This is a genomic window from Microlunatus elymi, from assembly GCF_007362775.1.
Classification (GTDB): domain Bacteria; phylum Actinomycetota; class Actinomycetes; order Propionibacteriales; family Propionibacteriaceae; genus Microlunatus; species Microlunatus elymi.
Genome location: NZ_CP041692.1, coordinates 3,546,571 through 3,572,047, shown reverse-complemented (window position 1 = coordinate 3,572,047; position 25,477 = coordinate 3,546,571). Strand labels below are relative to the sequence as shown.

The following is a 25,477-nucleotide window of genomic DNA, read 5'->3' as shown; positions in this document are numbered from 1 at the left end:
GGTCGAGGGGCAACCGGCGGCGGCAGGTCAGTACTGCCGGATTGGTGATCGGTCGCCGATCGACCATCGGTGTCCGAAGGGGTCGGTGAAGCCGCCTTGTTGGTGTGTTCCCCAGGGGGCCTGGTGGCCGGTGACGGGTTCGATGTCGGTAGCGCCGGCTTTGGTTGCCAGTCCGATCAGCTGGTCGGGGTCATCCACGAAGACCTCGATCCGGGTGGTGGTCAGTCCTGCCTCGATCGGGCTTTGTTCGGTCTTTTTGCCAGGTACGGATTCGTGCAGCATGAACGGTGCGCCGCGCAGTTGCAGCGCGGCGACGCTTCCGAGGTTCCACAGCTCGGCGGCACCGAGCGCAGTCTTGTACCAGCTGACCGCCGCGGGGGTGTCGGGGACGATCAGCATGACCGACACGGATGCTTGATCATTTGCCGTCGTCGTCATTTCTCCACCTCGTTCTGAGCTTTGCGCCTTGACACGGACGTCTGGACGACTGACCACATGACGCTCTCGATACAGATCCACTCGATGGTCGACCCGCACGGACTGGAATCGTTCGGGACGCCAGGGCATGAGCAAGTCTTGCACCCGAGGTGTCGCGAAGCTGGATCCTCATCAGGGCGAGCCACGCACTGCACGGGCGTCATGTCCTTCTGGACGTTGGTTGCGCCGAGGAAACTCGTTGCTTCCGGGCAACCGGTATTCGGCTGCCGTTTGGGCTGTCCAGTCGTAAGGTCGGGAGTGCCCCGGCGGGACGACCTCGCCGGGCGGACCCGAAGGAGGGCGTGTCTGGTGCTGACGTGCTGCCGCGTGACCTGCTGAGAGGGGACGGCGCCGCAGCCGGTGCGATGAGATGACACCTACCGGTGGCCACGGGCCTGAGCTGGTGGACAGTGGTCAGGACAGCGATCGTCATGATCAACAAACCTGATCGAGGTTCGGATCCGTTCTGGAAACGGTGAAGCAGGAATTGGGAGTAATCGCCCGATCGTGGGCGGTGAATCGCGTCACTCGCTTGTCAAGCCCGGTGCCCCGGATGTCCGGGGAAGAGCTAACGGAACCCTCCGCCTTCGCAGTCGTATCCCTACGACCGCGGAGAGCAGGAATGTCTCGCGCAACCGAAAACCAACCGTTCATGTGCGCTCATTGTGGCGAGCGTGTCGATCGTCTGCGAAATGGAAGCTTCCGAAACCACTGCGCAGACTGTCTTTGGTCACTGCACGTCGATGATCGGCCCGGGGACCGAGCATCGACCTGCGGTGGGTTGATGGCGCCCGTCCGGCTGGTGCAACCTCGAGGAAAGGGGTTGGCGATCGTACATGTGTGCACTGTGTGTGGGCACGAGTCGCGCAACCGGCTCGCGGTCGACGACCCCAGTCAACCGGACTCCTGGGAGGCCGTGGTCCACGTGCAGGATTGACCGGTGAGGGTGCCCGCCGGCGGGATGTACGCCTCCCTCGGCGGGTCCCTATTCGGAGCTGGGTTGGCGTCGCGAGCGTCGAGTTCCGAATGCAACGGCCAGAAGTACCAACCCGCCCGAGGCAACGACGGCAGCGCCTCGACGGCGGTTCGCGACGGCATCTTGTGGGACATGAACTCCTGCGGAGCGAAGATCGCCGAGAGTCGGGTGCTCAGGCAGTGGCACGTACGCGAACCAGCCGAAGTCGCTGTAGCGGGGTGCGATCGCGTTTCCTGAAACGCCATCGGCTCGGATCGGGGCGACCATCAGTCCCACGGCCACAACCACGGCGGCTAATCCGGAGCCGAGCGCGACACGGCGAAGCATGGATGAACACTAACGCTGCAGAGTGGCCAATCGTCGGCTGTCGATCTTCGATCATGGTCGTGGTCGGCGTGAGGGACGTTGGTCCACGCGGGGCCGGAGTAGTGTCGCCGAGATGGATTACACCGACATTCCGTTGGAGGACTGTCGTACCGGCGTCGAGGGCGCGATGCTGCTGTTCGCTCTCGACCGGGTGCATCGACAGTTCGCTTGGAAGTCCGGGGGACTGACCCGTGAACAGTTGGGGACCAAACATCCGCCGTCGGGCGTGACAATCGCCGGCACGATGGTGCATCTGGCCAAGGTCGAGGAACAGTGGACGGCGGCCGCTGCCGGGCGTGAGCCGGGACCGCCGGTGATCGGCGCCGACGGGGAAGAGCATTACGACGCCGAATGGCGGGAGGCGCCGAAGCTGTCGCCCGAAGCGCTGTACGAGCTTTGGTACGGCACCATCGCTCGCTGTCGGCAGGAGTGGACTGCGCTGGTCGCCGATGGTGGTCTCGACCGGGAATGCACCGACGACCCCGGCTATGTGGTCAATCGCCGGCGACGGCTGGTCGACATCCTGGAAGAGAACCTGCTGCACACCGGCCAGACCTCGATCATCCGCGAGTCAATCGACGGGCTGGTCGGCAACGACCCGCCCTGACCCATCGATACCGGCGCCGAGCGCCTGTGCGGCGAGGTCCCACATGAGCTGTCGGCCGACTCCGGGTCGTCGGCGTGGTCGAAGGGAAGGCCGTGAAGCCGACCTCAGCTGCCACGCGCGCCCGTCAGCGCCGGCGGCGCCTGGTTGTCGAGATGGTGGCGTATTCGGATGCGGTAGTTGAGCCTGGGTTTTTGATCATGGTCGATCCAGCGGGGTGGGATCCAGTACGGGAGTCCGTCGATCATCCGGCATTGCCAGCCGATCGCTTCGAAGTTGCTGTGGTGGAACAAACACGTCAGGGGTCATGCCCCTGATCCTAAGATCGAACAAGTGTGTTCGATCGAGGTCTAGGACGAGGAATCTATTGCAGGTAAGGAAAAACTGGGCCGATCTGGTTGTCAGTGGCTTGTGATATGGGCGGACGATGCGCGGTGAAACTATCGCACGCGCTGGCCCTTCGACAAGCTCAGGCCCTGTGCGAGGTACGGTGCCGTGTTTGGCAGCTACACCGGCGCCAAGGACCTGATCACGGCGACGATGGTCACCGAATCAACAACTCAGCAGGCAGCCTGAGTCACCGCGGGTTCAACTGGGTCACGCCGTTGAGTCCGTACTTCGTGATGGCGTTGGGTTCGTCCAGCAGTCGCAAGTCGGGGGATCCCGGTCGGTTCGTCCTGACCAGAATCGCGGCACCTGCGATAGTGACTGCGAGCACATCACGTTCCCAGCCAAGCCGGACGGGACGTGCCGAGAGGGATGATCGCGCGTGGATGACGAGGACGTCGGGAAGCAGGGCGAGCCACAGGTCAGTGACCCCGAGCAACTGGATTCCGGCGGTTGGCAGGACTCGTTGGTGCGACGGCTGCGGCGTCGGGGACGCCTCGCGGTCGTGGTGCTGCTGGTCACGGTGTCCGCTTTCGCGCTCGGAGTCGGTGGGACGTACCTGTGGATGAGCCAGCAGCGGCGACATCAGCCACGGATCGACGCCGCTCTCTACGACATGCCGAGTGAATTCTGGACCAGCAACGGTCGCCGCGCCGCGGTCGGGATCCGGCTCCGCAACGCCGCCACGGAGCCGGTGACCATCGAGCAAGCCCAGCTCTCGCGGCCCGGCTTCGACGTCCTGTCGCCGGGACTGCAGAAGGCGCGGACGATCGCCGGCAACGAGGTCACCGAGGTGCCCTACTCCTTGTCGCCGGATTGTCGGGTGCCACAGGTGCTCGGACCGACGACGCTCCGGCTGCTCGCCCATGCGCCCGGCAGATCCGCACAGTGGCTCACCATCACGATTCCCCAGCCGGCCGCCGACGCAGCCCAGAACACCTTCGCCGGCATGCATTTCCAGAGCTGCTTCAAGGTCGGATCGATCAAGCTGACGACCCTGCGGACCTCGACCTCCGGCGGAGTCCTGACACTTCGGGTGCGGCTGGCGACCGAGCCCGGGGTCGGATTCGGGCAGCCACAGCCGGTACGACTGCTGAAGGTGACCGCCCAGCAGGATCCGGACGTGATCAAGGCGTCCTTCACGTCGTCCGGGTCGCGGCCGGGCAAGCCGATCGATCTACCCGCCACCGGAGTGCTGCAGCTCCGCATCGCCGGCGGTCAATGCGCTGCGCCCGTGTACCCGATGGACCTGGATGCCTCGGTCGGTACGTCGGCCGACACCCGGGATCATGTCGGCATGAACTACGACGCGGAGGCCGCGGCCGCGGTCCTCGACTTCACCACCAAGCACTGCCGTTGAACTCTCCCATAAAACCGCGACCGATCACCCGGTGACGTCGGCCTGCAGTCCCTGCGGTAGTTGTGGCACTCGCTCGGGAAACAAGCACGCGGCCCGGTGGCCGGGGGAGACCTCGGTCAGTTCGGGCCGGGCAACCCGACAGGCGTCCTCGACAAACGGACATCGGTTGGAGAAAATGCAGCCGGTGGCCGACGGCGGTTGCTCGACTCGCTCCTCGACGGCACGGACGGACGCGCTCCGCCGCTGCCGCGCGGTCCGGGGGTCCGGCACCGGGATCGATTCCAACAGCAGATAGCTGTACGGGTGTTGGGGCCGGCGGATCACTTCCTCGGCAGGCCCCTCCTCGACCACCTCGCCAAAGAACATGACCACGATCCGGCCGCCGGTGGCGATGTAGCGGACCACGCCGAAGTCGTGGCTGATGAACACATAAGCCAACCCCTGCTCGGTCCGCAACCTTTTCATCAGGTCCAACACCGAGACCCGAATGGAGACGTCCAGCATGCTGGTCGGCTCGTCGGCCACGATCAGCTGCGGCCGCAAGCTGACGGCGCGGGCGATGGCCAGCCGTTGCCGCTGCCCGCCGGACAACTGATGCGGAAAGCGGCGCAGAAACCTCGGATCCGCGTCCAGTCCGACCAGTTCGAGCAGTCGCAGGATCTCCGACGGCACCTGGTGCCGAGGCACGATCCGGTGCCGCAACAGACCCGGCCGCAGCGTTTCCCGTACGCTCAGGCCGGGATTCAGCGACGAGTACGGGTCCTGCTGGGCGATCTGCACGTTGCGTCGATAGGCGTCCCAGTCGGTCCGGGGCAGCTGGTGGATATCTCGGCCGTCGTACAACACCTGACCGGCCAGCGGTTTGACCAGGCCGCTGAGAACCCGACCCAGGGTCGTTTTGCCACAGCCGGACTCGCCGACGATGGCGGTCACCGTGTCCGCGTCGACGGCGAGCGAGACCTCGTTCAGCGCCGGCAGTTCGCTGCTGCTGGACGGGTAGCGGTGGGTCAGCTTCGACACCTCCAACAGGCTCATCGGGATCCACCTCCGGCCAGCTCCGCATTCACCACGTGGCAGGCGATCGCATGCCCCGATGCGTCGGCCAGCAGCGGTGGGTCGACCTCGCGACACTGCTGCTGCACCAGCGGGCAGCGTGGCGCGAACCGGCAGCCGACGGGCAGTTCGGCCAGATTCGGCACTCGGCCGGGAATCGGCTTGATCGCGGCCATGTCGCCGGTGACGCTCGGCACGGCGCGGATCAGGGCGTCCACATAAGGATGCCGCCGTTCGGCGTAGAAGATCTCGTCGATGGTCCCGGTCTCGACCAGCCGGCCCGCGTACATCACCGCGACCCGGTCGGCCAGCTCGGCGACCAGAGCAAGATCATGCGTGATGAACACGATGGTGACCCCGAGGGCGGCATGCAGATCGTTCAGGATGTCGATCACCAATCGCTGACTGAGGATGTCCAGCGCGGTCGTCGGCTCGTCCAGCACCAGCACCGACGGCCGCAACAGCAACGCCAGGGCGATCGCGACTCGCTGTTTCATGCCGCCGGAGAGTCGGCTCTCGTAGCCGTTCCAGACGGTCGCCGGATCCAGCCGGACCAATCTCAGCAGATACTCGAAGTAGTCCCTGCCCTCCTGCCGATTCGGGTAACTGTCCGGATGCGCCTGGAGTACGTGTTCGACCTGCTTGCCGATGGTGATCACCGGGTTGAACGCGTTCATCGCGGCCTGGAACACCATCGAGATGTCCGCCGCACGCAGCCGGTCCAGTTCACGAGAGCTCATCGCGGTCAGGACCTGGCCGCGATACCTGACCTGGCCGAACGACACGACACCCGGAGGCGGGACCATGCCCAGCAGCGAGTAGGCCAGGGTCGACTTGCCGCAGCCGGATTCGCCTGCCAGGGCACAGATGTCGCCCTCGCGGACGGTGAGGCTGACTCGATCGACGGCGCGCAGTTTTCCGAAGTCGACGCTCAGCTGGTCGATCTCGAGAATGATCTTCGATCGCGAGTCGGTCGCTGCCGGCGCATCCATGCTGGGCCCGGCACTTCGCAGACTGGTCATCGCTACTGCACCCGGAGCCGGGGGTTGAACAGCTTGTCCAGAGCCCGGGCAAAGAACACCAGAGCCACCTGCAGCAACACGATCGCTGCCATCGGCGCCAGCAGATACAGCAGGCTCTTGCTGGTGTAGAGCGCACCCTGGTTCATCGCCAGGTTGATCATGATGCCCCAGTTCGTCCCGCTGACCGGGGCAACCCCGAGCACGAACAGACCAACCTCGGCATAGATGGCGCCGGTGACCGCGAGCAGGAAGTGGATCGCCACGTACGGTCCGACATTGGGCAGCAGTTGCCGGCCGATCATGTTGTTCATCGACAGGTTCTGCACCCTGGCCGCGTCGATGAAGTCCGAGGTGCGCAGGCTCATCGCCTGAGACCGTACGGCGCGAGCCAGCCCCGCCCACGCGGTCACCGACAAGATCACCGCCAACACCCAGGGGCTGGTGGTGTGGACGACGCTGGCGATGACGATGATCAACGGCAGCCCCGGGATGGTCAGGAAGATGTCGGTGACGCGCATGATCAGGTAGTCGAGCGGTCCGCCGACGTAGCCGCTGAACAGGCCGACGACCACGCCGACGAAGACCACGATGACGGCCGAGGCGATGCCGACCTCGATCACCGGACGGGTGCCGATGATCAAGGAGGTCAACGTGTCGTTGCCGATGAAGTCGGTGCCCAGCGGATGCTTCCAGGACGGCAACAGGTAGGCCTCCCCGCTGGGCACGTCCGGGATATGGGCGACGATCGGACCGAGGATCGCGACCACGACATAGACGCAGACGATGAACGCGCCCATCAGGGCCGACTTGTCCTCGCGCAGGATCCGCCAGAAGTCCTTCAGGAATTCCATCGTGACCGCCTACATCTTGGTGGCCACGGGATTGGCCAGGTCGACGACGTCGGTCGCTGCTGCCGCAGCGGCTGGTCTGGTACGCCGCCGCGACGCCGGACTGATGATCCGCGGGTCCACCAGCGGATAGATCAGATCGACGATCAGATTGGCGAAGACCACGGCGACGGTGATCAGGATGAAACAGCCCATCATCAGCGAGTAGTCCCGCGAGTTCACCGCCGAGATCAGCCGATATCCCAAGCCCGGATAGGAAAAGTAGGTTTCGATGAAGACCGAACCGCCGAACATGTAGCCCAGCGACAGCGCCAGACTGGTCACCATCGGCAGCATCGCGTTCCGTCCGATGTACGTACGGGTGACCCGACGATCACCCAGACCGCGGGCCTCGGCGGCCCGGACGTAATCGGCACCGAGCACCGTGGTCACGCTGCCCTTCATGGTCAGCGCCCAGGCCGCGAACGAGACCACCACATAACTGGTCACCGGCAGGATCGCGTGATAGATCACGCTGGCGATGAAGCCCCAGTTGAATCCGGGAGTGGTGTTGTTGGAGTACGCGCCGGTGATCGGGAAGAAGTGGTGGATGTCGGCCAGCAGGTAGATGAACACGATCGCCACCAGATACTGCGGGATCGCCGACAGGAAGGAGACGATACCGGTCATCACCCGGGCGAACACGGTGTCCGGGTGCGCGGCGATGGCGCGGCCCACGACCATGCCGATGCCGAAGCTGATCAGCAACGACGTACCCACCAGCAGCAGGGTCCAGGGCAACGCGCTCACCACGATGCTCGCCACACTCTGACCGGGATTGAGCAACGAGACGCCGAAGTCGCCGCGGAACACGTTGCCGATGTAGGTCAGATACTGCTGCCACAGCGGACCGGACGGCATCACGCCGTAGATCGCCTGCACCTGTTGACGGATCTGCTCCGGGTCGGTGTTGCCCTGCTGCTCCAGCTGGAATTCCAAGTACTGCATGGGATTTCCGGGCATCAGCCGAACCATGTAGAACGACAGCGAGACGATCACGAAGATCGTCACGAACGCCATCAGAACGCGTCGTGCCAGATAACCAACCACGCCTCGGCCTCCTCAGCGTCGAGGGCTCGCTCCCGGCCCGGCGCCGAGCAGCACCGGGCCGACGGCGAAGCCAGGCATCACTTCAACTTCAGGTAGCCCGCCTGCATCCACTCCACCGGTTGGGCCGCGCCGGTGAGGCCGGTCCACAGCCACTTTGCCGAATCCGGCGGGAAGTCGGTGTAGCGAACGGTCGAGTAGGACTCGTGGAAGGCGTTGTTGTACAGCGGCAGGATCGGCAGGTTCTGGTTCACCCATTGCGCCCACGCCCAGGTGTACTTGGCCCAGGTGTTCGGCGTCGCCTCGTTCACCTCACGGTTGAGTTCGGAGGCGATGTTGACGTGGCCGAGACCGGGCACGTTGGCGTCCGGGCCGATGCCGATGCCGCAGTTGCAGGGTCCGCTGCCGCTGTAGGCGATCGGGTAGTTCCAGGACGGCGTGGCCGGCAGGCCGAAGGTGGCCGCGAAGTCGGCCATCGGCGGACCCTGGCCCCAGTCCATCCACCACTGGGACACCGCGAAGTCGCCGGCCTCCTGTTTGGTCGGATAGGTGCCGGGATCGACGTCCTCGACCTTCACGTCCATGCCGAAGGCCTTCAGATAACCGGCGATGATCAAGCCGTCCTCGTCGAAGTAGGGGATGCCCGCGGCTTCGGAGATGGTGAAGCTGAACGGCTGACCCTTCGGCGTGTACCACTTTCCGTTGCGCAGGGTGAAGCCGGCACCCTTCAGCAGTGAGGTGGCCTTGGCGGTGTCGTGCGGATAGTGGTTGAGCTTGGCGAACTGGGCCGGCGTCAGGTACTGCTTGGCCAGGAAGTCGTTGATGCCGTCGGGTGTCGCGGCCGCCGGGTTCTGCACCAGCGTGCCGCCCATGTCCCGCTTCACCAGGTCATCGCGGTTGATCAAGTACGCCAGCGCCTGACGGACCGCGAGCAGGTTGAACGGGTAGTGGTCGAAGCTGAAGACCAGGCTCACCTGCTGCACCGGGGAAGGGATGAACACGTAGTGGGCGTTGCTTCCCTGCGCGTTCAACTTCACCGCCTGCGGATCGGTGAACTGGTTGTCGGTCTCCAACTCGATGCTGCCGGAGCTCAACGCGCCGAACTCGGTCACCGTGTTCATCGGATAGATCTGCACGTACGGTGCGGTGATCTTGGCGGCGTCGAAGAAGCCGTTCCACTTCTGATAGAGAATGCCGCTGACGTTGGCACTCTTCAGCGTGTACGGCCCGGCACCGAGCATCGTCTTCGGGTTGAACTTGACCAACTGGGGACTGACCTTCGCCAGTACCTTGCCGGCCGGGCTGTTCCCGGCGGCGGCGATGCTGGCCGCGGTCGGCTGCAGGATCTTGTACGTCTTCCAGTAGTTGATCAAGGTCTGGTCGAAGTTGGACGAGGGCAGCAGCGACGCGTACTGGCTGTTCGGGACGATCACGATCTGCAACAGGTGCAGCAGCGCATTCTGCGGGACCTCCCACGGCTGCAGGTTGACGGTGACCGTGTGCTGGTCGGGTGCGGAAACCGAGGTGATCGCGGCCCAGACCGAGTTGTAGTCGGCGCCGGCGGCTCGGAAGCTGGTGATCACGTCCTTGCTGGTCAGCGGCGTCCCGTCCTGCCACTTGGCATCAGGGCGGAGGTGGAAGGTGATCGCGTGTTTGCCGACGTCCCAGCTCTGCGCGAGCTCGGGGAAGTACGGATTCTTGCCGGGCCGGTTCCAGTCCGAGACGACACCCAGGCTGAGCAGCGACAGGTTGTACTCGGGCGTCGGGTTGGGGGCGTACGGGTTGTTGGCGATCGAACTCGCCCAGGCCCGGGTGCCCCAGCGGAATGCGGTGCTGCTCGGATTGGACGAGGCGGCGTTGACGTTCGCGCCCGAGTTGGTGTGCGAACTCGAATGTGAGGTGGGGGTGCTTCCGCCGCTGCAGGCCGCGAGAGCGATCAGCATCAGCGAGGTGACGGCCGCGGCGAGCAGTCGCGGCCGAGGACGATGGACAGTCCACATCGTTGTGGGTCCTTCCGGACTCGGATCCGTGCTCGACGGCGGATCCGTACAGCTGGTCGATGCTCCTGCGGCATCCCGCTCGCCGGGGCGTCGGGGTTGTCGGTCGCGCCGGCCCGGGGCACGGCGCGATCGGGTGATTCGGGTGGACGCGCGCCCTGGGCTCGACGGTGTGATCGGCTCGCGCGGGGTCGTCTGAATCGTTGCACCTGGAGTGTAGTGGTGCCCGACCCGACCGGGACAGACCCGACCGGCCGCCCCTCAGACACGACTCACGGATCGGTTCAACGATCCCACGGGCGGCCGATGTCGTCTCCGCGGCGTGTAACCGGAGTGGCTGGAGGGGCTGATGGCGTACGTTATGGGCCATGGCGACCCGCGCGTCTTCCCCAGCGCGGACTCGTACCTCCAGCTCCGCGAGTTCGCGGGGCGGGTCGACTTCGCGTTCGCCCGGAAGTAAGAAGTCCACCAACCGCAAGCCGGCCAGCAATGGCGGCAAGGCGGTCTCGACGCGCGGCCGCAAGCAGCCGGCCCGAAAACCGCCCGCGCGCAAGCCGAAGCCGCAGGGGCCGTCGGCCGGCGCGGTGGTCGGGCGCGGACTGCGTGGCGCCTGGATGGGCGTCGCGCACGCGGTCGGGGGAGGGGCACGCAAGGTGGGCCATCACCACGGTCAACCCGGCCCGGACGACATCGATCCGGCGCTACGCCGGGACGGCGTCGGTCTGCTGCTGATCGGGTTGGCGATCGTCGTCGCGGCCCAGTTCTGGTGGGGGCTGCCGGATCCGGTCGGGCACTGGATCCAGGTCGGCGTGACCAGCGTGATCGGCACCCTGGCCTACGCCTCACCGATCCTGCTGGCCGGCATGGCCTGGCGGACGCTGCGGCATCCGGACCACAACGGGCCGGCCGGCCGTCAGTTCATCGGCTGGAGCGCCGCGTTGCTCGGCCTGCTGGGACTGATCAATCTCGCCAACGGTCTGCCGCGGCCCAACGACCCACAGGCCCTGCGGGAGGCCGGCGGCGTACTCGGCTTCATCTCGTCCTCGCTGCTGCACGACCTGCTGAAGACCAACTGGGTCGCCGCGCCGCTGCTGGTGCTGTTGTTGATCTTCGGGATCCTGGTCATCGTCGGCATCCCGTTGCACGAGATGCCCGGCCGGTTCGCCGCCCTGCGCGACCGGCTGACCCCGAATCGGGTGATCGACGGCGAGGTCGTCGAGGAGCTCGAGTACGGCGCCGATCAGGCCTACGACACCCCGATGATCACCGACGGCAAGCCCAAGAGCCGGCGGAAGAAGAAGGACAGGGCCGCAGGGGAGGAGCAGTCGCCGGAGGAGATCGGTGACTCGATCGACCTGGTCGAGGAGATCGGTTCCGACACCGGCTTCGCCGAGCCGCTCGACACGCCGGACGCGCCGGCCGACGACCGCCCGAAGGGGCCGGTGACGGCCGGCCTGCCGCCGGGTTTCCACGTCCGCGGCGAGGACGAGGAAGAGGCCGAACTCGAACCGCCGCAGCACACGCCGCCACCGCAGCGGGTGGAGCAGTTGCAGTTGTCCGGCGACGTGCAGTACCTGCTGCCCGACTCCGCAGATCTCAAGCAGGGTACGGTTCCGCGGGCTCGCACCGAGGCCTCCGACGCGGTCGTCGGCCGGCTCACCGGTGTGCTGGAGCAGTTCAACATCGACGCCCGGGTGACCGGCTACAGCCGCGGCCCGACGGTGACCCGGTACGAGGTCGAGCTCGGTCCTGCGGTCAAGGTGGAGAAGGTCACCGCCTTGAACAAGAACATCTCCTACGCGGTGGCCAGCAATGAGGTCAGGATCCTGTCGCCGATCCCCGGCAAGTCCGCGATCGGCATCGAGATCCCCAACACCGACAAGGAAATCGTCTCCCTCGGTGACGTGCTCCGCTCGCCGGCTGCCCGTAATGATCATCATCCGATGACGGTCGGGATGGGCAAGGACGTGGAGGGCGGCTTCGTGGTCGCCAACATGTCCAAGATGCCGCACCTGCTGATCGCCGGTGCCACCGGCGCCGGTAAGTCCGGTTTCATCAACTCGCTGATCACCTCGATCCTGATGCGGGCCACCCCGGACGAGGTGCGGATGATGTTGGTCGATCCGAAACGGGTCGAGCTGACCATCTACGAAGGCATCCCGCATCTGGTGACGCCGATCATCACCTCGGCGAAGAAGGCGGCCGAGGCGTTGCAGTGGGTCGTCCGCGAGATGGACATGCGTTACGACGACCTGGCCCACTTCGGCTTCCGGCACGTGAACGACTTCAACAAGGCGGTCCGGGCCGGCGCGGTCACTCCGCCGGAGGGCTCGGAACGCAAGCTCGAGCCGTACCCGTACCTGCTGGTGATCGTCGACGAGCTCGCCGACCTGATGATGGTCGCCCCGCGCGACGTGGAGGACTCGATCGTCCGCATCACTCAGCTGGCCCGGGCCGCGGGCATCCACCTGGTGCTCGCCACCCAGCGTCCCAGCACCGACGTGGTCACCGGCCTGATCAAGGCCAACGTGCCCAGCCGGCTCGCGCTGGCGACCTCGTCGATGACGGACTCCCGGGTGATCCTGGACTCCCCGGGTGCGGAGAAACTGGTCGGCCAGGGCGACAGTTTGTTCCTGCCGATGGGGGCCGGCAAGCCGATCCGGATCCAAGGCGCCTGGGTGGACGAGTCCGAGATCCGCAAGGTGGTCAAGCACGTCACCGAGCAGCTCAAACCGCAGTACCGCGACGACATCATCCAGGCCCCGGCGGCCAAGAAGGTCGCCGAGGACATCGGTGATGATCTTGATCTGGTGTTGCAGGCGGTTGAGCTGGTGGTGAACCTGCAACTCGGATCCACCTCGATGCTGCAACGCAAGCTGCGCGTCGGTTTCGCCAAGGCCGGCCGGTTGATGGACATCCTGGAGACCCGGGGCATCGTCGGACCGTCGGAGGGATCCAAACCGCGCGACGTCCTGGTCAAACCGGATGATCTTGAAGCCGTGGTGGAGAACCTGCGCACCGGCTGACCGAACAGCACTTCTCGCGAACACAATCCCCCGCTGATTCCCCGATTCCACCCGATTTGGGCCGGATCGTGGCCATCAGCGGGGGATTGTGTTCAGCTGAGTTCGACGCCCTTGCGTTCGGGGATCATGAACATCGCCACGAAGGCGAGCAGGTAGATGCTCGACAGCAGCGCCAGGGCGAAGCCGAAGCCGTACGACCCGGCGACCAGGGCGATCACGAACGGCGCGAAGCCACCGATCCCGCGGCCGATGTTGAAGAGCACGTTCTGGGCGGTGGCCCGGGCCTCGGTCGGATACAACTCGGCCATCAGGGCGCCGTAGCCGCCGAGCATGCCGTTGGCGAACAGCCCCATCACGAACCCACCGATCAGGATCGCGGTCGGATCGTGCAACTGGCTGTAGATCAACACCGATGCGGCCGCGCCGATCTGGAACACCCGGAACGCGGGCCGACGACCGGCCCGGTCGGCCAGTTGACCGAAGCAGATGATGCCGGTCATCATCCCGAGCACCGTCACCGCGGTCCACAACGACGACGACTTGAGGTCGAGCCCGACGTCCTTGGCCAGGTAGGTCGGCAGCCAGGAGATGATTCCGAAGTAGCCGAAATTCTGCACCGAGGTGAGCACGATCATGGCCACGCTGTATCCGACCGTCGCGCGATCGGCCACCAGATAGCGCAGCCGCAAGCCCGATCTGTACGCGGTCGGCTCAGCGCTGCGCTGCAGAAACTTCGGCGACTCCGGCAGGCGCTTGCGGATGACGATCGCCACCACCGCCGGCACCGCACCGACCACGAACAGACCCCGCCAGCCGAAGACGGAGATGATCGGCGCCGACACCAGCGCCGCCGCCAGCACTCCGCACTGGAAACCGATGCCGACCCACGACGTCGCGCGGGCCCGCAACCTGGCCGGTGTTGCCTCGGCGGCCAGCGTCATGCCGATGCCGAACTCGCCGCCGATGCCGATGCCGGCGATGAACCGGTACGCCGCCAGGTCGAGGTAACCCTGCGCCAACGCGGACAGACCGGTGAACACCGCGAAGAAGATCACCGAATAGGTCAGCATCCGGACCCGGCCGTAGCGATCACTGAGGATGCCGAAGCCGATGCCGCCGACAACCGCCCCCAGCAAGGTGAACGTGGTCAAACTGCCGGCTTGCGCGTCGGTCAGCCCGAAGGTCGCGATGATGCCGGACAACGCGAAACTCAAGATCAACAGGTCGAAGCCGTCGAGTCCGTAGCCGACCGCGGCGGCGACCACCGCCTTGCGTCCGTAGCCGGTCCATCGAGCTTGATGCTCGAGTGCTGGTTCGTCGGCGAAGCCCTCGGTGGTCCGGTCAGCGCTCATCCGCCGCTCCTTGCCTGAATTGATCCCGGAGGATCCTTCTACAAGATCGCGCCAGGCGCCAATCGCAGCGGCCGTGCGCCAGCTGGTAGGTGAGTGTGAACCCGATCCGCCGTCGGCAGGGGCGACCTGGGTCGGCCGGGTGCTGGCCCTGATCTTGGCTGGTGAGCCTCACGGCCCGGTCGGCCAGGCGACGTCGTCGATCGCCAGCCAGGGCGCACCGGCCACCCGCGACGGTGTGGTGCCGGTGATCGCGCGGACCTCGCGATGCAGGTGGGACTGGTCGGCGTAGCCGGTGTCGGCGGCTGCCTCAGCGGGCGGGCGACCGGCCACCAGCAGGTGGGCGGCACGGTCGAACCGCACCAGTTGGGCGGCACGTTTGGGGGTGATGCCCAGCCGGGCGCGGAATCGGGACCACAGCCGCTGCCGATTCCAACCGACTTCGTCGGCGAGGTCGTCGATCCGTACGGTGCCGCCCGCGGCCAGCGTCCGTTGCCAGGCGTGATCCACCTCCGGTTCGATCAGGGAAGCGGCCTGCAGCCGCCGATCGACGAAGTCGGCGGCGATCGCGAATCGTTGGCTCCACGACGTCGCGGCGCGCAGGGAACGCTCGAGTCTGCCGGCCTCACGCCCCAGGGCGAGCTCCAAGCCGAACACTCGACCGGTCAGCTCGGCCGACGACCCGAGCACTGCCTGCGCCACCACCGGAGACAGCCGAATCTGCAGGCATTCCCCGTCGAGTCCTCCGGCGCGCAGGTGGCCGGGCAGCAGGCCCGCGATAAAGCTGCCGCTGCGCTGGCTCGAGCCGAGACCGTGGACGATGCCGCCGTCACGGCTCAGGTCGATGATCATGGTCAGCGACGGGTGCGCGACCATGCCGATCTCCACCAGCGAGGGCAGCCGTCGGCGAAAGCTGAACCCTGCCATGCTGATCGCCGGCAACCGTTCCGAAGGGCTCGGAACGGCAATCTCCACGTCTGCCCACGACCACGGGTCGTGCGCAGTGACGGCGGACCACACGTCAGCAACTCTAGAAGCAGCGCCGACTGCAGTCGTCACGGTCGCCCGAAGTTGGTCATCGGTCATGCTCCCCGGCATCGGCGGACGCGGCGACGAATTCGAGCAGCAGATCAGCGGTCCGTTCGGGCGCCTCCAGGATCGCTACGTGACCGACATCGGGCAGCACCTCGATCCGGGCCCGGGAGACGGTCCGATACTGCTCGATCGAGAGGTCCGGACTCCACTTGCGGTCCGTGTCGCCGAGGATCACCAGGATGGGCAGGTCGAGGCGGGCCAGCCGCTGGGGCACGGTGTGCTCGTTCAGGTAGGCGGCGTTGCAGCGCAGGATCGCCCGCATGGTGCGGTAGCTGGTTCCGCTGACACCGGCGATCATCTCGTCCGGGATCTGCACTGGATGTGCAGCGGTGGCGTTCAGCCCGTTGCGGATCCAACTGTCCGAGCGGAACGACCAGATCAGGCCGCCCAACGGTGGTCCGAGCAACACTCGCAGAGCCAGCGGCGGCGGCAGTTCGGCGGCCATGCTGGGACCGCTGTTGATCAAGGTCAGCGAACCGACCAGGTCCGGTCGCTGCTCGGCCAGCGCGGTGGCCACATAGCCACCGCTGGAGTGCCCGCCCACCGCGGCGGTTGTGATGCCGAGATCGTCCAGTACGTCGGCGACCCGGTGTGCCTGGTGCGGGACCTCGTAGGTGCTGGCGGTGGGGGACTTGCCGCAGCCCGGCAGGTCGACCTGGATCACGTGATGCCGGCGCGCCAAGGCCGGCACCATGAAGTCCCAGCAGGGTCCGGCCGCTCCGGATCCGTGGATCAGCAGCAGTGGGCTCGCCTCGGGCGAGCCGCTCTCGACCACCTGCAGTGGTCGGACGAGCCGGTTGTCGTACTCGTTCATGCCGGTACGGTCGCTCGGCGCGACCGGCCTGTCTTGAACGAATGTCCGTGCCCCTCGATCGGCGGGTGGCCGCCCGCCATCAGGAGGGACGACACCGGCGCAGCTCGAGATCATCGGAAGCGAATGATCAACAACCGCTGTCTGTTGACATACTGGCCCCCTGATGAGCACCGAATCGCTGAGCCCCGAATCACTGAGCCCGGGCGCCCTGACCTCCGTCCACCTGACGACGCTGGGCTGCGCCCGGAACGAGGTGGATTCGGAGGAGTTGGCGGCCCGGCTGGCCGAGGGCGGTTTCCGGCTGGTCGACGATCCGCAGGATGCCGACGCCGTGATGGTCAACACCTGCGGCTTCATCGAGAGCGCCAAGAAGGACTCGGTCGACACGCTGCTGGCGGCCGCGGATCTGAAGGCCGACGGCCGGGCCCAGGCGGTGGTCGCGGTCGGCTGCATGGCCGAGCGGTACGGCAAGGAGCTCGCCGATTCGCTGCCCGAGGCCGACGCCGTGCTCGGCTTCGACGACTACGACACCATCGCCGACAAGCTGAACGCGATCCTGGCCGGCGAGCGGCACCAGTCCCACGTACCGACCGATCGGCGCAAGCTGCTGCCGATCAGCCCGGTCGAACGTCGGCTGGCCGAAGTCAGCACGCCCGGCATGCACACGGCGCCCGGCGGACCGGCCGACCTGCCGGCCGGAGTCGCCCCGGCCAGCGGGCCGCGGACGTTCCGGCGACGACTCGGCTCCGGACCGTCGGCTCCGCTGAAGATGGCCGCCGGCTGCGACCGCCGCTGCACCTTCTGCGCGATCCCGCGGTTCCGCGGCGCCTACGTCTCCCGGACCCCGGACGAGATCGTCGCCGAGGCGCGTTGGCTGGCCGGCGAGGGCGTGCGCGAGGTGTTCCTGGTGAGCGAGAATTCGTCCTCCTACGGCAAGGATCTGGGCGACATCCGGCTGCTGGAGAAGCTGCTCGGACAGCTGTCCGAGCTCGACGAACTGGACTGGATCCGGGTCTCCTACCTGCAGCCGGCCGAGATGCGGCCGGACCTGGTGGACGTGATGACCTCCACGCCGAAGGTGGTGCCGTACTTCGATCTGTCCTTCCAGCACGCCTCCGCGCCGGTGCTGCGCCGGATGCGCCGCTTCGGCGATCCCGACTCCTTCCTGAACCTGATCGAGAGCATCCGAGAACGAGCGCCGCAGGCGGGGATCCGATCCAACGTGATCGTCGGCTTCCCGGGCGAGACCGAGCAGGACGTCCGGACCTTGGCTGACTTCCTCAGCGAGGCCAGACTGGACGCGATCGGGGTCTTCGGCTACTCCGACGAGACCGAGACCGAGGCGTACGCGATGGCCGGCAAGCTTGACGAGTACGAGATCGAGGGCCGGCGTGCCGAGATCGCGGACCTTGCCGAAGAGCTGGTGGATCAACGCGCCGAGGAACGGATCGGCGAGCGGGTCAGCGTGCTGGTGGAATCGGTGGAGGACGGCGGCGACGATCCCTCGACCGGCCGCCCCGAGATCATCGGCCGGGCCGAGCATCAGGGTCCGGAGGTGGACGGCACCGTACGACTGATCGACAGTGACGCTCGCAGCGGTGACCTGGTCGAAGCCACCGTGACCGGCGTCGAGGGGGTGGATCTGGTGGCCTCGGTCCGTGCTGCCGAGACGTCGGCCGGGCCGGTCCGAGCAGGGGCGACCCGATGACTTCGCCGGCTCAGCCCCAGACCGAGTCGTCGGCCTGGAACATACCGAACGCGCTGACCGCGTTCCGGCTGGTGCTGGTGCCGGTCTTCGCCTACGTGCTGCTCAGCCATCCCCACGATCCCTGGTGGCGAGTCGCATCCGCGTTGATCTTCGTGGTGGCGATCTTCACCGACTTCCTGGACGGGCACCTCGCCCGCAAGCACAACATCGTCACCACCTTCGGCAAGCTGGCCGACCCGATCGCCGACAAGGCCCTGACCGGGATGGCCTTCATCGGGCTGAGCATCATCGGCGAGCTGTGGTGGTGGGTCACCATCGTGATCCTGGTCCGCGAGTGGGGGATCACCCTGCTACGTTTCGTCGTCCTGCGGTACGGGGTAATGGCGGCTCGTAAGGGCGGCAAGATCAAGACCGTCCTGCAGGCGCTCGCCCTGGGGCTGTTGCTGTTGCCGCTGCCGCACTGGTTGCTGCCGGTGGGCTGGGCGGTGATGGCGGTGGCCTTCGTGGTCACCGTGGTGACCGGTGTGGACTATCTTCTGGAGGCCAACAGGATGCGACGGGTAGCAACCCGACCAACAGCAGAAGGCGATCGGTACGAAACCCCGCAGAGCGGTACCGGCCAGCCCCGACCGGCAGAAAACGACACCGAAGACGGCGGCCCCGAACACGGCGGGCCGGACCAGACCGGAACCGATCGATGACGGCGCCGGAGTCGCTGGGCGAACTGGCGACCGAACTGATCGAGTTGCTAATCGGCCGCGACGAGACCGTGGCCACCGCAGAATCGCTGACCGGTGGGCTGATCGGTGCCACGCTGACCGGGGTCCCAGGATCGTCGGAGGCCTACCGCGGCGGCGTCGTCAGCTACGCGACCGACTTGAAGGCGAGCCTGGCCGGCGTCCGGCAGAGCACCCTGGCCGAGCACGGAGCGGTGTCCCAGCTGACCGCGGTGGAGATGGCACTCGGGGTGGCGTCACGCTGCGACACGACCTGGGGAATCGCGGTCACCGGAGTGGCCGGCCCCGACCCGCAGGAGGGACATCCGCCCGGCACCGTGTTCGTCGCGGTCGGTCACCAACCCGGCGAAGCAGGCTGGGACGACCCGGCAGGCGACAGCGTGGTCTGCGTTCGGGAGTTGGCACTGACCGGCAGCCGCGCGGTGATCCGGGAGCAGACCGTGGCCGCCGCGCTGCGGCAGGCGTTGCGGGTCGTCGGGCCGCCGACGGAATGATCACCCCACGGAATGATCAAGCAGTCGCGAGTGTTGGCACCAGTGCGCAACGAAAACTGCTTCGAAGGGTGGGTAGAGTGTCTGCCATGGCTGAGGTCCAAACGGTGAAGCCGGTCCTCGTACGTGAGTTGATCGGCGAGACTCTCCGCGAAGAACGCGCCCTGCAGGGCAAGACGTTGCGTGAGGTCTCCAAGTCCGCGCGGGTCAGCCTGGGTTACCTCTCCGAGGTGGAGCGGGGCCAGAAGGAAGCCTCCAGTGAATTGCTGGCCGCGATCTGCGGCGCCCTCGACGTGCCCCTGTCGGTGATCTTGTCGATGGTCAGCGAGAAGCTCGCGATTCACGAGAAGATCCTCACCCCGTTGCCGGTTCGCCCGCTGGCCCAGGCTGCTGCCTGAACGTCGTACCTCCGCAGGGCCCTTCCACTTCGGAAGGGCCCGTTTTGCGTGCCGCAGACGTCGGTGATTATCCGCGCTCCGGGCGCCCGACGTATCGGCCGAACGCGTACCCGCCGGCTCTTGCCGAGGGTTGGCGATGCCGAGGGTGATCATTCTGACTGGGGACGCGGCCGAGACGTTGGAGGTGTTCTACCCGTACCAGCGGCTGCAGGAGGCAGGGTACGAGGTCGACATCGCCGCGCCGGAGAAGAAGAAGTTGCAGTTCGTGGTGCACGACTTCGTCGACGGATTCGACACGTACACGGAGAAGCCCGGGCACAGCTGGGAGGCCGACGTCGCGTTCGCCGACGTGAATCCGGCCGATTACGTCGCCGCCGTGGTGCCCGGCGGCCGGGCACCGGAATACATCCGCAACGACGAGGACGCGCGCCGGATCATCCGGCACTTCTTCGACGCCGACGAACCGGTCGCCGCGCTCTGCCACGGTCCGCTGCTACTGGCCGCCGCGGGTGTGCTGAAGGGGCGCACCTCGTCGGCCTATCCCGAGCTCGGCGTGGACGTCGAGCTGGGCGGCGGCACCTTCGTCGAGGGCGGCGGAGTGGTGGACGGAAATCTGGTGTCGGGGCGAGCGTGGCCGGATCACCCGACCTGGATGCGCGCCTTCATGGACCTGCTGACCGCCCGCCATCCGGTGGACTGAGATCCCGAGGGTGGTCGCCGACGGCGTCGTACTTCTTCATCAGCGATCTCACGATCGGGACGGATCCGGTCGGAGCCTCAGACCCTGTGGCGTCATCCGGAAGCCGGCTTCCTGCAACAACTCGCTCAACCGGCCTGCGGTGAAGATCTGGTCACCGTTCGCCCGTTCGATGGTCACCCGGCCGAGGTGGCCGGCCAGCACCGCGGCGGCCAGGGCAGCGGTCGCAGGCCGCAGCAGCTGATCCGCCTCGGTGAAGGTGAGCAGGGTCCGGCCACCCCGCTCGACATACAGCGCGAGCAGTCCGTCGACCAGCACCACCAGGGCACCGGCCTTTCGGCCGGGACGGTGTCCCTCCCGTTCGGACCCGTCGATGCCCGGTGCGGCTCTGCCCGGCATGTCCGCGCGGAGCGCGGCTCTACGTGGCCACGGCAGGGCAGCGCCGTACGCGTTGGCGGGATCGGTCGCCGCCAGGACGACCGCCCGCGGGTGTTCAAGATCAAGTTCGCGCTGATGATCACGCAGTCGGTCGATCGCGCCGGGGACGGCGAACTGGGCGGCGCCCAGCCCGTCGATGTAGTAGCCACGGCGACACTGCCCCGACTCCTCCAGCGTGCTCAACCCGCGATAGGCCGCCCCGAACCCACCCTCGGCCTCCTCGTTCAGCACGCTGCCCCGGGTCAGCACGCCGTAGCGGTCCAGCTCGGCGAACAACTGGCCGGCAAAGCGTGCCCGTTGATCGACGTCGCCGATCCGCGGCACCGCAGACCACCGTCCGGCTGTGGTCGGCGAGGAAGCCACGAAACCAGGGCGTGGCGGCCGTCGGGACAGTCCACTGCCGGGTCCGAATCGGGGTCGCATGCCCCGGCCCCTCAATCGGTTCTGAGGCAGCCTGGCCCGAGGGGTCGCCGGTCGCTTCATCGTGCCGTCGGTGGTCAGCGCCCGGACCGGTGCGAAGGTGTCGCCGGTGATGTGCCCGGACCAGACCAGATCCCACAGCGCCTGCACGTAGTCGCCGCGCCGACCCGGCTCGAGATCAGCGCCGAGCAGGTTGTCGAAGAAGAATCCGCCGCCGGACTCGAGCCGTTCCATCAGCTCGGCCGCCAGCGGCCCCGGAACCTGCTGGCCCGGATCGGGCAGGTCGGCGTCCTGCGGATAGAACCGAACCCAACCGTCGGCGTCACCGATCGCACCGTCGCCGATCCACAGCAACTCACCCGACGACGTCAGCTCGTCCAGCATCGCCGGTTGATAGTCGGCAACCCGCGCCGGCAGGATCACCGATTCGATCGCGCTGGCCGGCAGCGGATAACCGGCCAGCTGCTCCAGCACCGACAACACTGCCTCCGGACCTCGTACGCCGGAGCCGATCCCCTGCCAGTCGAGCAGAAACCGCTGGTAGGCGACCTGATCGACCGGCTCGATACCCTGGCGGAGCTTGGCCAACGTACGGCGTTTGATCAGCGCCAGATTGCGCTGGTGACAGTACTGACGGGCGTGGCCGGGTTTCGGTCCGCCGTCATGGGCAGGACCGTCGGGGTCGGGTTTCGGTTCTTCGCCGTGCTCCGGCGCGGCTGGGGCGGTGAAGGTGCCGGTAACCACCGTGCCGTCCTTGATCAGATCCTGCAGCGCCGAGCTGATCACGCCGACGCCGAGGCCGTAGCGGTCGGCGACGGTCTGGGCCAGGAACGGGCCGTGGGTCCGAGCCCACCGCAGCACCAGGTCGGTGACCGGCTGATCACCGGACGAGCCGACATCGGCGGCCGTGCCGGGCGGCAAGGGGATGCCCAATCCGTCCCGCAATCGGGGCAGGTCCTCGATCACCGCATACCGCTGATCACCGGCGATCCGGACCTCGACCACGCGGCGTTGGTTGATCAACCCCGCCAGCTCGGTGTCAAGATCAAACTCGGCGGTCACCCGGGCGGCCAGCTCGCTGTGATCGAACGGGCCGGCGGTTCGGATCAGGTCGAACAGTTGCTCCGGCCGGCCAGCTCGCCGCTGGATGCTCAACGACTGAAGATCTGCCTCGACCTCGGTGATCACCTCGGCATCGAGCAGCTGTTGCAGCCCGTCCTTGCCGAGCAACTCGGCCAGCAGCCCGGCGTCCAGGGACAGTGCGGCCGCCTTCTTCTCCGCCAGCGGCACGTCGCCCTCGTAGACGAACTCACCGACGTAGCCGAAGAGCAGCGTCCTGGCGAACGGCGACGGCTCCTTGGTCTCCACCTCGACGATCTTGATCTGTCTCGCCGCGATCCGGCGCTGCACGTCGAGCAGCGATTCAAGATCGAAGACGTCGGTCAGGCACTCCCGCATCGTCTCCAGCACGATCGGAAACTCGGGGTAGCGGGTGGCGACGCCGAGCAGTTGGGCCGAACGCATCCGTTGCTGCCACAACGGTGATCGGGATCGCGGATCTCGGCGGGGCAGCAGCAACGCCCTGGCCGCGCACTCCCGGAATCGCGAAGCGAACAAGGCCGATCCGCCGACCTCGTCGGTGACGATCTGCTCCAACGTGTCCGGGTCACTGATGATCAACTCCGCACCCGGTGGTTCGCTCTCGGTGTCCGGGATCCGCAGCACGATGCCGTCGTTGGTCGCGGTCGCCGACGCGTCGACGCCGTACCGCTCCCGGGCCGCCGCCTCGATCGCCAACGCCCACGGTGCGTGCACCGCCGAACCGAGCGGGGTGTGCACGCAAACCCGCCAGTCGCCGAGTTCGTCGCGGAACCGTTCGAAGATCACTTCCCGGTCGGTCGGCAGTCCTCGGGTGGCCGATTGTTGATCATGGACGTAACCGAGCAGATTGTCCGCGGCCCACTCGTCCAGACCGGCAGACAGCAAGCGGGGCTTGGATTCGGAGGTCGGTTGCGCCGCGATCTCGCGGACGAATCCACCCAGCGCCCGGCCCAGCTCGGCGGGTCGGGCCGGTGCATCACCCTTCCAGAACGGCAGCCGGCCGGGCACGCCGGGAGCAGGGGAGACCTGCACCTGATCGTGGGTGATCGCCTCGATCCGCCAGCTGGTGGTGCCGAGCGTGATCACGTCACCGACCCGGGACTCGTACACCATCTCCTCGTCCAGCTCGCCGACGCGACGACCGGCACCCTCACCGACCAGGAAGACGCCGAACAAACCACGATCAGGGATGGTGCCGCCGGAGGTCACCACCAGGCGTTGTGCGCCGGGACGGGCCTGCAACTGATTGGTGTCGCGATGCCAGATCAGCCGCGGTCGCAACTCGGCGAAATCCTCGCTGGGATAGCGGCCGCTGAGCATGTCGAGCACGGCCTCGTACGCGCTGCGGGGCAGCTCGGCGTAGCCGTCGGCTCGCCGAACAAGATCGAAAAGCCGATCGGCATCGATGTCCTGATCGGAAACGATCGCCACGATCTGCTGGGCCAGCACGTCCAACGGGTTGTGCAGCCGGGCGACCTCCTCGATCTGTCCGTCCCGCATCCGGGTCGCCACCACCGTCGACTCGATCAAGTCGCCGCGATGATCGGGGAAGAAGACGCCGCGGGAGATCGCGCCGACCTGATGGCCGGCCCGGCCGACCCGCTGCAGCCCGCTCGCAACGGACGGCGGTGATTCCACCTGGATCACGATGTCGACCGCGCCCATGTCGATGCCCAACTCCAACGACGAGGTCGCCACCACACAACGCAGCCGGCCGGACTTCAGGTCGTCCTCGACGATCGCCCGCTGCTCCTTGCTGACCGATCCGTGATGCGCCTTGGCGATCACCGGGGCCCCGCCGTCACCGGAGCCGTCCTGCCCCTTGGAGGCACCGGACTGGGCCATCACCTGGGCCGGCGGTCTGACACTGTCGGGCACCTCGACCCCGAGTCGCTCGGCGTACAACTCGTTCAGGTGAGCGGTCAGCCGCTCGGCCAGCCGGCGCGAATTCGCGAACACGATGCTGGATCGGTTGTCCAGGATCAGATCCAGGATCCGGGTCTCGACGTGGGGCCAGATCGACGGCGGGCCGCTGGGCGGCGGGGCAACGAGATCGTACGGATCGAGGTCGTCGGGAGCCGCACCCTTCGGGTCGGGTGCCGCGGGCGATCCGAGCACTTCGGCCGTACCGACCTGCTCGGAGATCGGCCGCGGCGGCGCGGCTCCGACCTCGGCCATGTCCTCGACCGGGACGACGATCTGCAGATCCCAGTTCTTCTCCGCGGGCGGCGCCACCACCTGGACCGGATGCCGGCCGCCGAGGAAGGCGGCGACCCGTTCCGGCGGTCGAACCGTCGCAGACAGTCCGATCCGCTGCACCGGCCGATGATCAGCTCCGGCGTCCTCGGCGGTCCGGCCGATCAGCTCCTCCAACCGTTCGAGGCTGATCGCCAGATGGGCGCCGCGCTTGGTGCCGGCCAGCGCATGCACCTCGTCGACGATCACGGTCTCGACCTGGCGCAAGATGTCCCGAGCGCCGGAGGTGAGCATCAGGAACAACGACTCCGGCGTCGTGATCATGATGTCCGGTGGTTTGCTGGCCAGCTTGCGGCGGTCGGAGGCCGGGGTGTCGCCGGAGCGGACGCCGACCCGGATGTCCGGCACCGGGGCGCCGAGTCGCTCGGCGGTCCGGGCGATACCGGTCAACGGCGCGCGCAGATTGCGCTCCACGTCGACGGCCAGCGCCTTCAACGGAGACACGTAGAGCACCCGGCAGCGCTGCTTGCTCGGCGGTGGTTCGGTCCGCGCGAGCCCGTCCAGGGCCCACAAGAAGGCCGCCAACGTCTTGCCGGATCCGGTCGGTGCGATGACCAGCGCGTTGTGGCCTGCCGAGATCGCCTCCCAGGCACCGGACTGAGCCGAAGTCGGCGCCTCGAACACCTCGGCGAACCAGGTCCGTGTGGGCAGCGTGAAACCGGCCAGGGCGTCGAATCCTGGGGAGCGGAATCCCTGCTGTCGGTTGGGCACGATCTCATCCTGCCTGGTGCCACTGACAAAGCATCCTCCCCGGGCTCAGGATTGCTGGCG

Annotated in this window: 19 protein-coding genes and 1 pseudogene; 9 read left to right on the top strand and 11 right to left on the bottom strand. The window is 67.0% G+C overall.

Going from position 1 to position 25,477, the window contains the following annotated elements:
- Positions 1-27 precede the first annotated feature (27 nt).
- Positions 28-537 (bottom strand): VOC family protein, encoded by a 510-nt coding sequence (locus FOE78_RS15945; protein WP_168207550.1) that lies wholly within the window; start codon positions 535-537, stop codon positions 28-30.
- Positions 538-1,030: 493 nt separating this feature from the next.
- Between FOE78_RS15945 and FOE78_RS24825 the strand changes: the two genes are divergently transcribed.
- Together FOE78_RS24825 and FOE78_RS15935 are read left to right on the top strand one after the other, a co-directional pair.
- Positions 1,031-1,414 (top strand): RNHCP domain-containing protein, encoded by a 384-nt coding sequence (locus FOE78_RS24825; RefSeq protein ID WP_407662586.1) that lies wholly within the window; start codon positions 1,031-1,033, stop codon positions 1,412-1,414.
- 478 nt (positions 1,415-1,892) lie between these two features.
- Complete coding sequence (locus tag FOE78_RS15935; RefSeq protein ID WP_143987180.1) at positions 1,893-2,426, top strand: mycothiol transferase; 534 nt, start codon at positions 1,893-1,895, stop codon at positions 2,424-2,426.
- A gap of 104 nt (positions 2,427-2,530) precedes the next feature.
- On the opposite strand, the gene FOE78_RS23650 is transcribed toward FOE78_RS15935, so the two are convergent.
- On the bottom strand, positions 2,531-2,671 hold the full coding sequence (locus FOE78_RS23650; protein WP_168207549.1) for a hypothetical protein: 141 nt from the start codon (positions 2,669-2,671) through the stop codon (positions 2,531-2,533).
- Between the two features lie 521 nt (positions 2,672-3,192).
- On the opposite strand from FOE78_RS23650, the gene FOE78_RS15930 reads away from it, so the two are divergent.
- On the top strand, positions 3,193-4,170 hold the full coding sequence (locus FOE78_RS15930) for a hypothetical protein (RefSeq protein ID WP_143987179.1): 978 nt from the start codon (positions 3,193-3,195) through the stop codon (positions 4,168-4,170).
- Positions 4,171-4,194: 24 nt separating this feature from the next.
- Here the strand turns inward: FOE78_RS15930 and FOE78_RS15925 are convergent, their stop codons facing one another.
- The 5 genes from FOE78_RS15925 to FOE78_RS15905 form a co-directional block, all read right to left on the bottom strand.
- The gene (locus FOE78_RS15925; protein WP_143987178.1) at positions 4,195-5,205 is read right to left on the bottom strand and encodes an ABC transporter ATP-binding protein; all 1,011 of its coding nucleotides are present in this window, start codon (positions 5,203-5,205) and stop codon (positions 4,195-4,197) included.
- A complete protein-coding gene (locus FOE78_RS15920) occupies positions 5,202-6,245 on the bottom strand; it encodes an ABC transporter ATP-binding protein (RefSeq protein ID WP_143987177.1) in 1,044 nt (347 codons plus the stop codon). Before FOE78_RS15920 ends, FOE78_RS15925 begins: the two co-directional genes overlap by 4 nt.
- Before the next feature lie 2 nt (positions 6,246-6,247).
- The gene (locus tag FOE78_RS15915) at positions 6,248-7,096 is read right to left on the bottom strand and encodes an ABC transporter permease (protein ID WP_143988842.1); all 849 of its coding nucleotides are present in this window, start codon (positions 7,094-7,096) and stop codon (positions 6,248-6,250) included.
- 9 nt (positions 7,097-7,105) lie between these two features.
- On the bottom strand, positions 7,106-8,182 hold the full coding sequence (locus tag FOE78_RS15910) for an ABC transporter permease (RefSeq protein ID WP_143987176.1): 1,077 nt from the start codon (positions 8,180-8,182) through the stop codon (positions 7,106-7,108).
- Positions 8,183-8,259: 77 nt separating this feature from the next.
- Positions 8,260-10,179, bottom strand: coding sequence for an ABC transporter substrate-binding protein (locus FOE78_RS15905; protein WP_143987175.1), 1,920 nt, complete (start codon positions 10,177-10,179; stop codon positions 8,260-8,262).
- Positions 10,180-10,544: 365 nt separating this feature from the next.
- On the opposite strand from FOE78_RS15905, the gene FOE78_RS15900 reads away from it, so the two are divergent.
- Positions 10,545-13,202 (top strand): FtsK/SpoIIIE family DNA translocase, encoded by a 2,658-nt coding sequence (locus tag FOE78_RS15900; RefSeq protein ID WP_143987174.1) that lies wholly within the window; start codon positions 10,545-10,547, stop codon positions 13,200-13,202.
- 92 nt (positions 13,203-13,294) lie between these two features.
- On the opposite strand, the gene FOE78_RS15895 is transcribed toward FOE78_RS15900, so the two are convergent.
- The 3 genes from FOE78_RS15895 to FOE78_RS15885 all read right to left on the bottom strand — a co-directional run bounded on the left by FOE78_RS15895 (position 13,295) and on the right by FOE78_RS15885 (position 16,460).
- Entirely contained in the window at positions 13,295-14,554 is a 1,260-nt protein-coding gene (locus tag FOE78_RS15895) for an MFS transporter (protein ID WP_143987173.1), read from the bottom strand.
- Positions 14,555-14,722: 168 nt separating this feature from the next.
- Positions 14,723-15,571 (bottom strand): helix-turn-helix domain-containing protein, encoded by an 849-nt coding sequence (locus FOE78_RS15890; protein WP_210414617.1) that lies wholly within the window; start codon positions 15,569-15,571, stop codon positions 14,723-14,725.
- Between the two features lie 55 nt (positions 15,572-15,626).
- Positions 15,627-16,460 carry an alpha/beta fold hydrolase gene (locus tag FOE78_RS15885; protein ID WP_143987171.1) on the bottom strand — a complete coding sequence of 278 codons (834 nt, stop codon included), beginning with the start codon at positions 16,458-16,460 and terminating at the stop codon, positions 15,627-15,629.
- A 163-nt stretch (positions 16,461-16,623) separates the two neighbouring features.
- On the opposite strand from FOE78_RS15885, the gene rimO reads away from it, so the two are divergent.
- From rimO to FOE78_RS15860, 5 genes and pseudogenes are all read left to right on the top strand, one after another.
- Positions 16,624-18,168, top strand: a complete 1,545-nt coding sequence (gene rimO / locus FOE78_RS15880) for a 30S ribosomal protein S12 methylthiotransferase RimO (protein WP_143987170.1) — start codon at positions 16,624-16,626, stop codon at positions 18,166-18,168.
- A pseudogene (gene pgsA, locus FOE78_RS15875) lies at positions 18,165-18,743 on the top strand (CDP-diacylglycerol--glycerol-3-phosphate 3-phosphatidyltransferase); the annotation flags it as partial. The gene rimO and the pseudogene pgsA, both read left to right, overlap by 4 nt.
- A gap of 122 nt (positions 18,744-18,865) precedes the next feature.
- Positions 18,866-19,399 (top strand): CinA family protein, encoded by a 534-nt coding sequence (locus tag FOE78_RS15870; protein WP_143987168.1) that lies wholly within the window; start codon positions 18,866-18,868, stop codon positions 19,397-19,399.
- Positions 19,400-19,503: 104 nt separating this feature from the next.
- A complete protein-coding gene (locus FOE78_RS15865; RefSeq protein WP_228266222.1) occupies positions 19,504-19,794 on the top strand; it encodes a helix-turn-helix domain-containing protein in 291 nt (96 codons plus the stop codon).
- Positions 19,795-19,930: 136 nt separating this feature from the next.
- A complete protein-coding gene (locus tag FOE78_RS15860; RefSeq protein ID WP_143987166.1) occupies positions 19,931-20,494 on the top strand; it encodes a DJ-1/PfpI family protein in 564 nt (187 codons plus the stop codon).
- Between the two features lie 48 nt (positions 20,495-20,542).
- On the opposite strand, the gene FOE78_RS15855 is transcribed toward FOE78_RS15860, so the two are convergent.
- Positions 20,543-25,417: a DEAD/DEAH box helicase gene (locus tag FOE78_RS15855; protein ID WP_210414616.1), complete on the bottom strand. Its 4,875-nt coding sequence runs from the start codon at positions 25,415-25,417 to the stop codon at positions 20,543-20,545.
- Between the last annotated feature and the right edge of the window lie 60 nt (positions 25,418-25,477).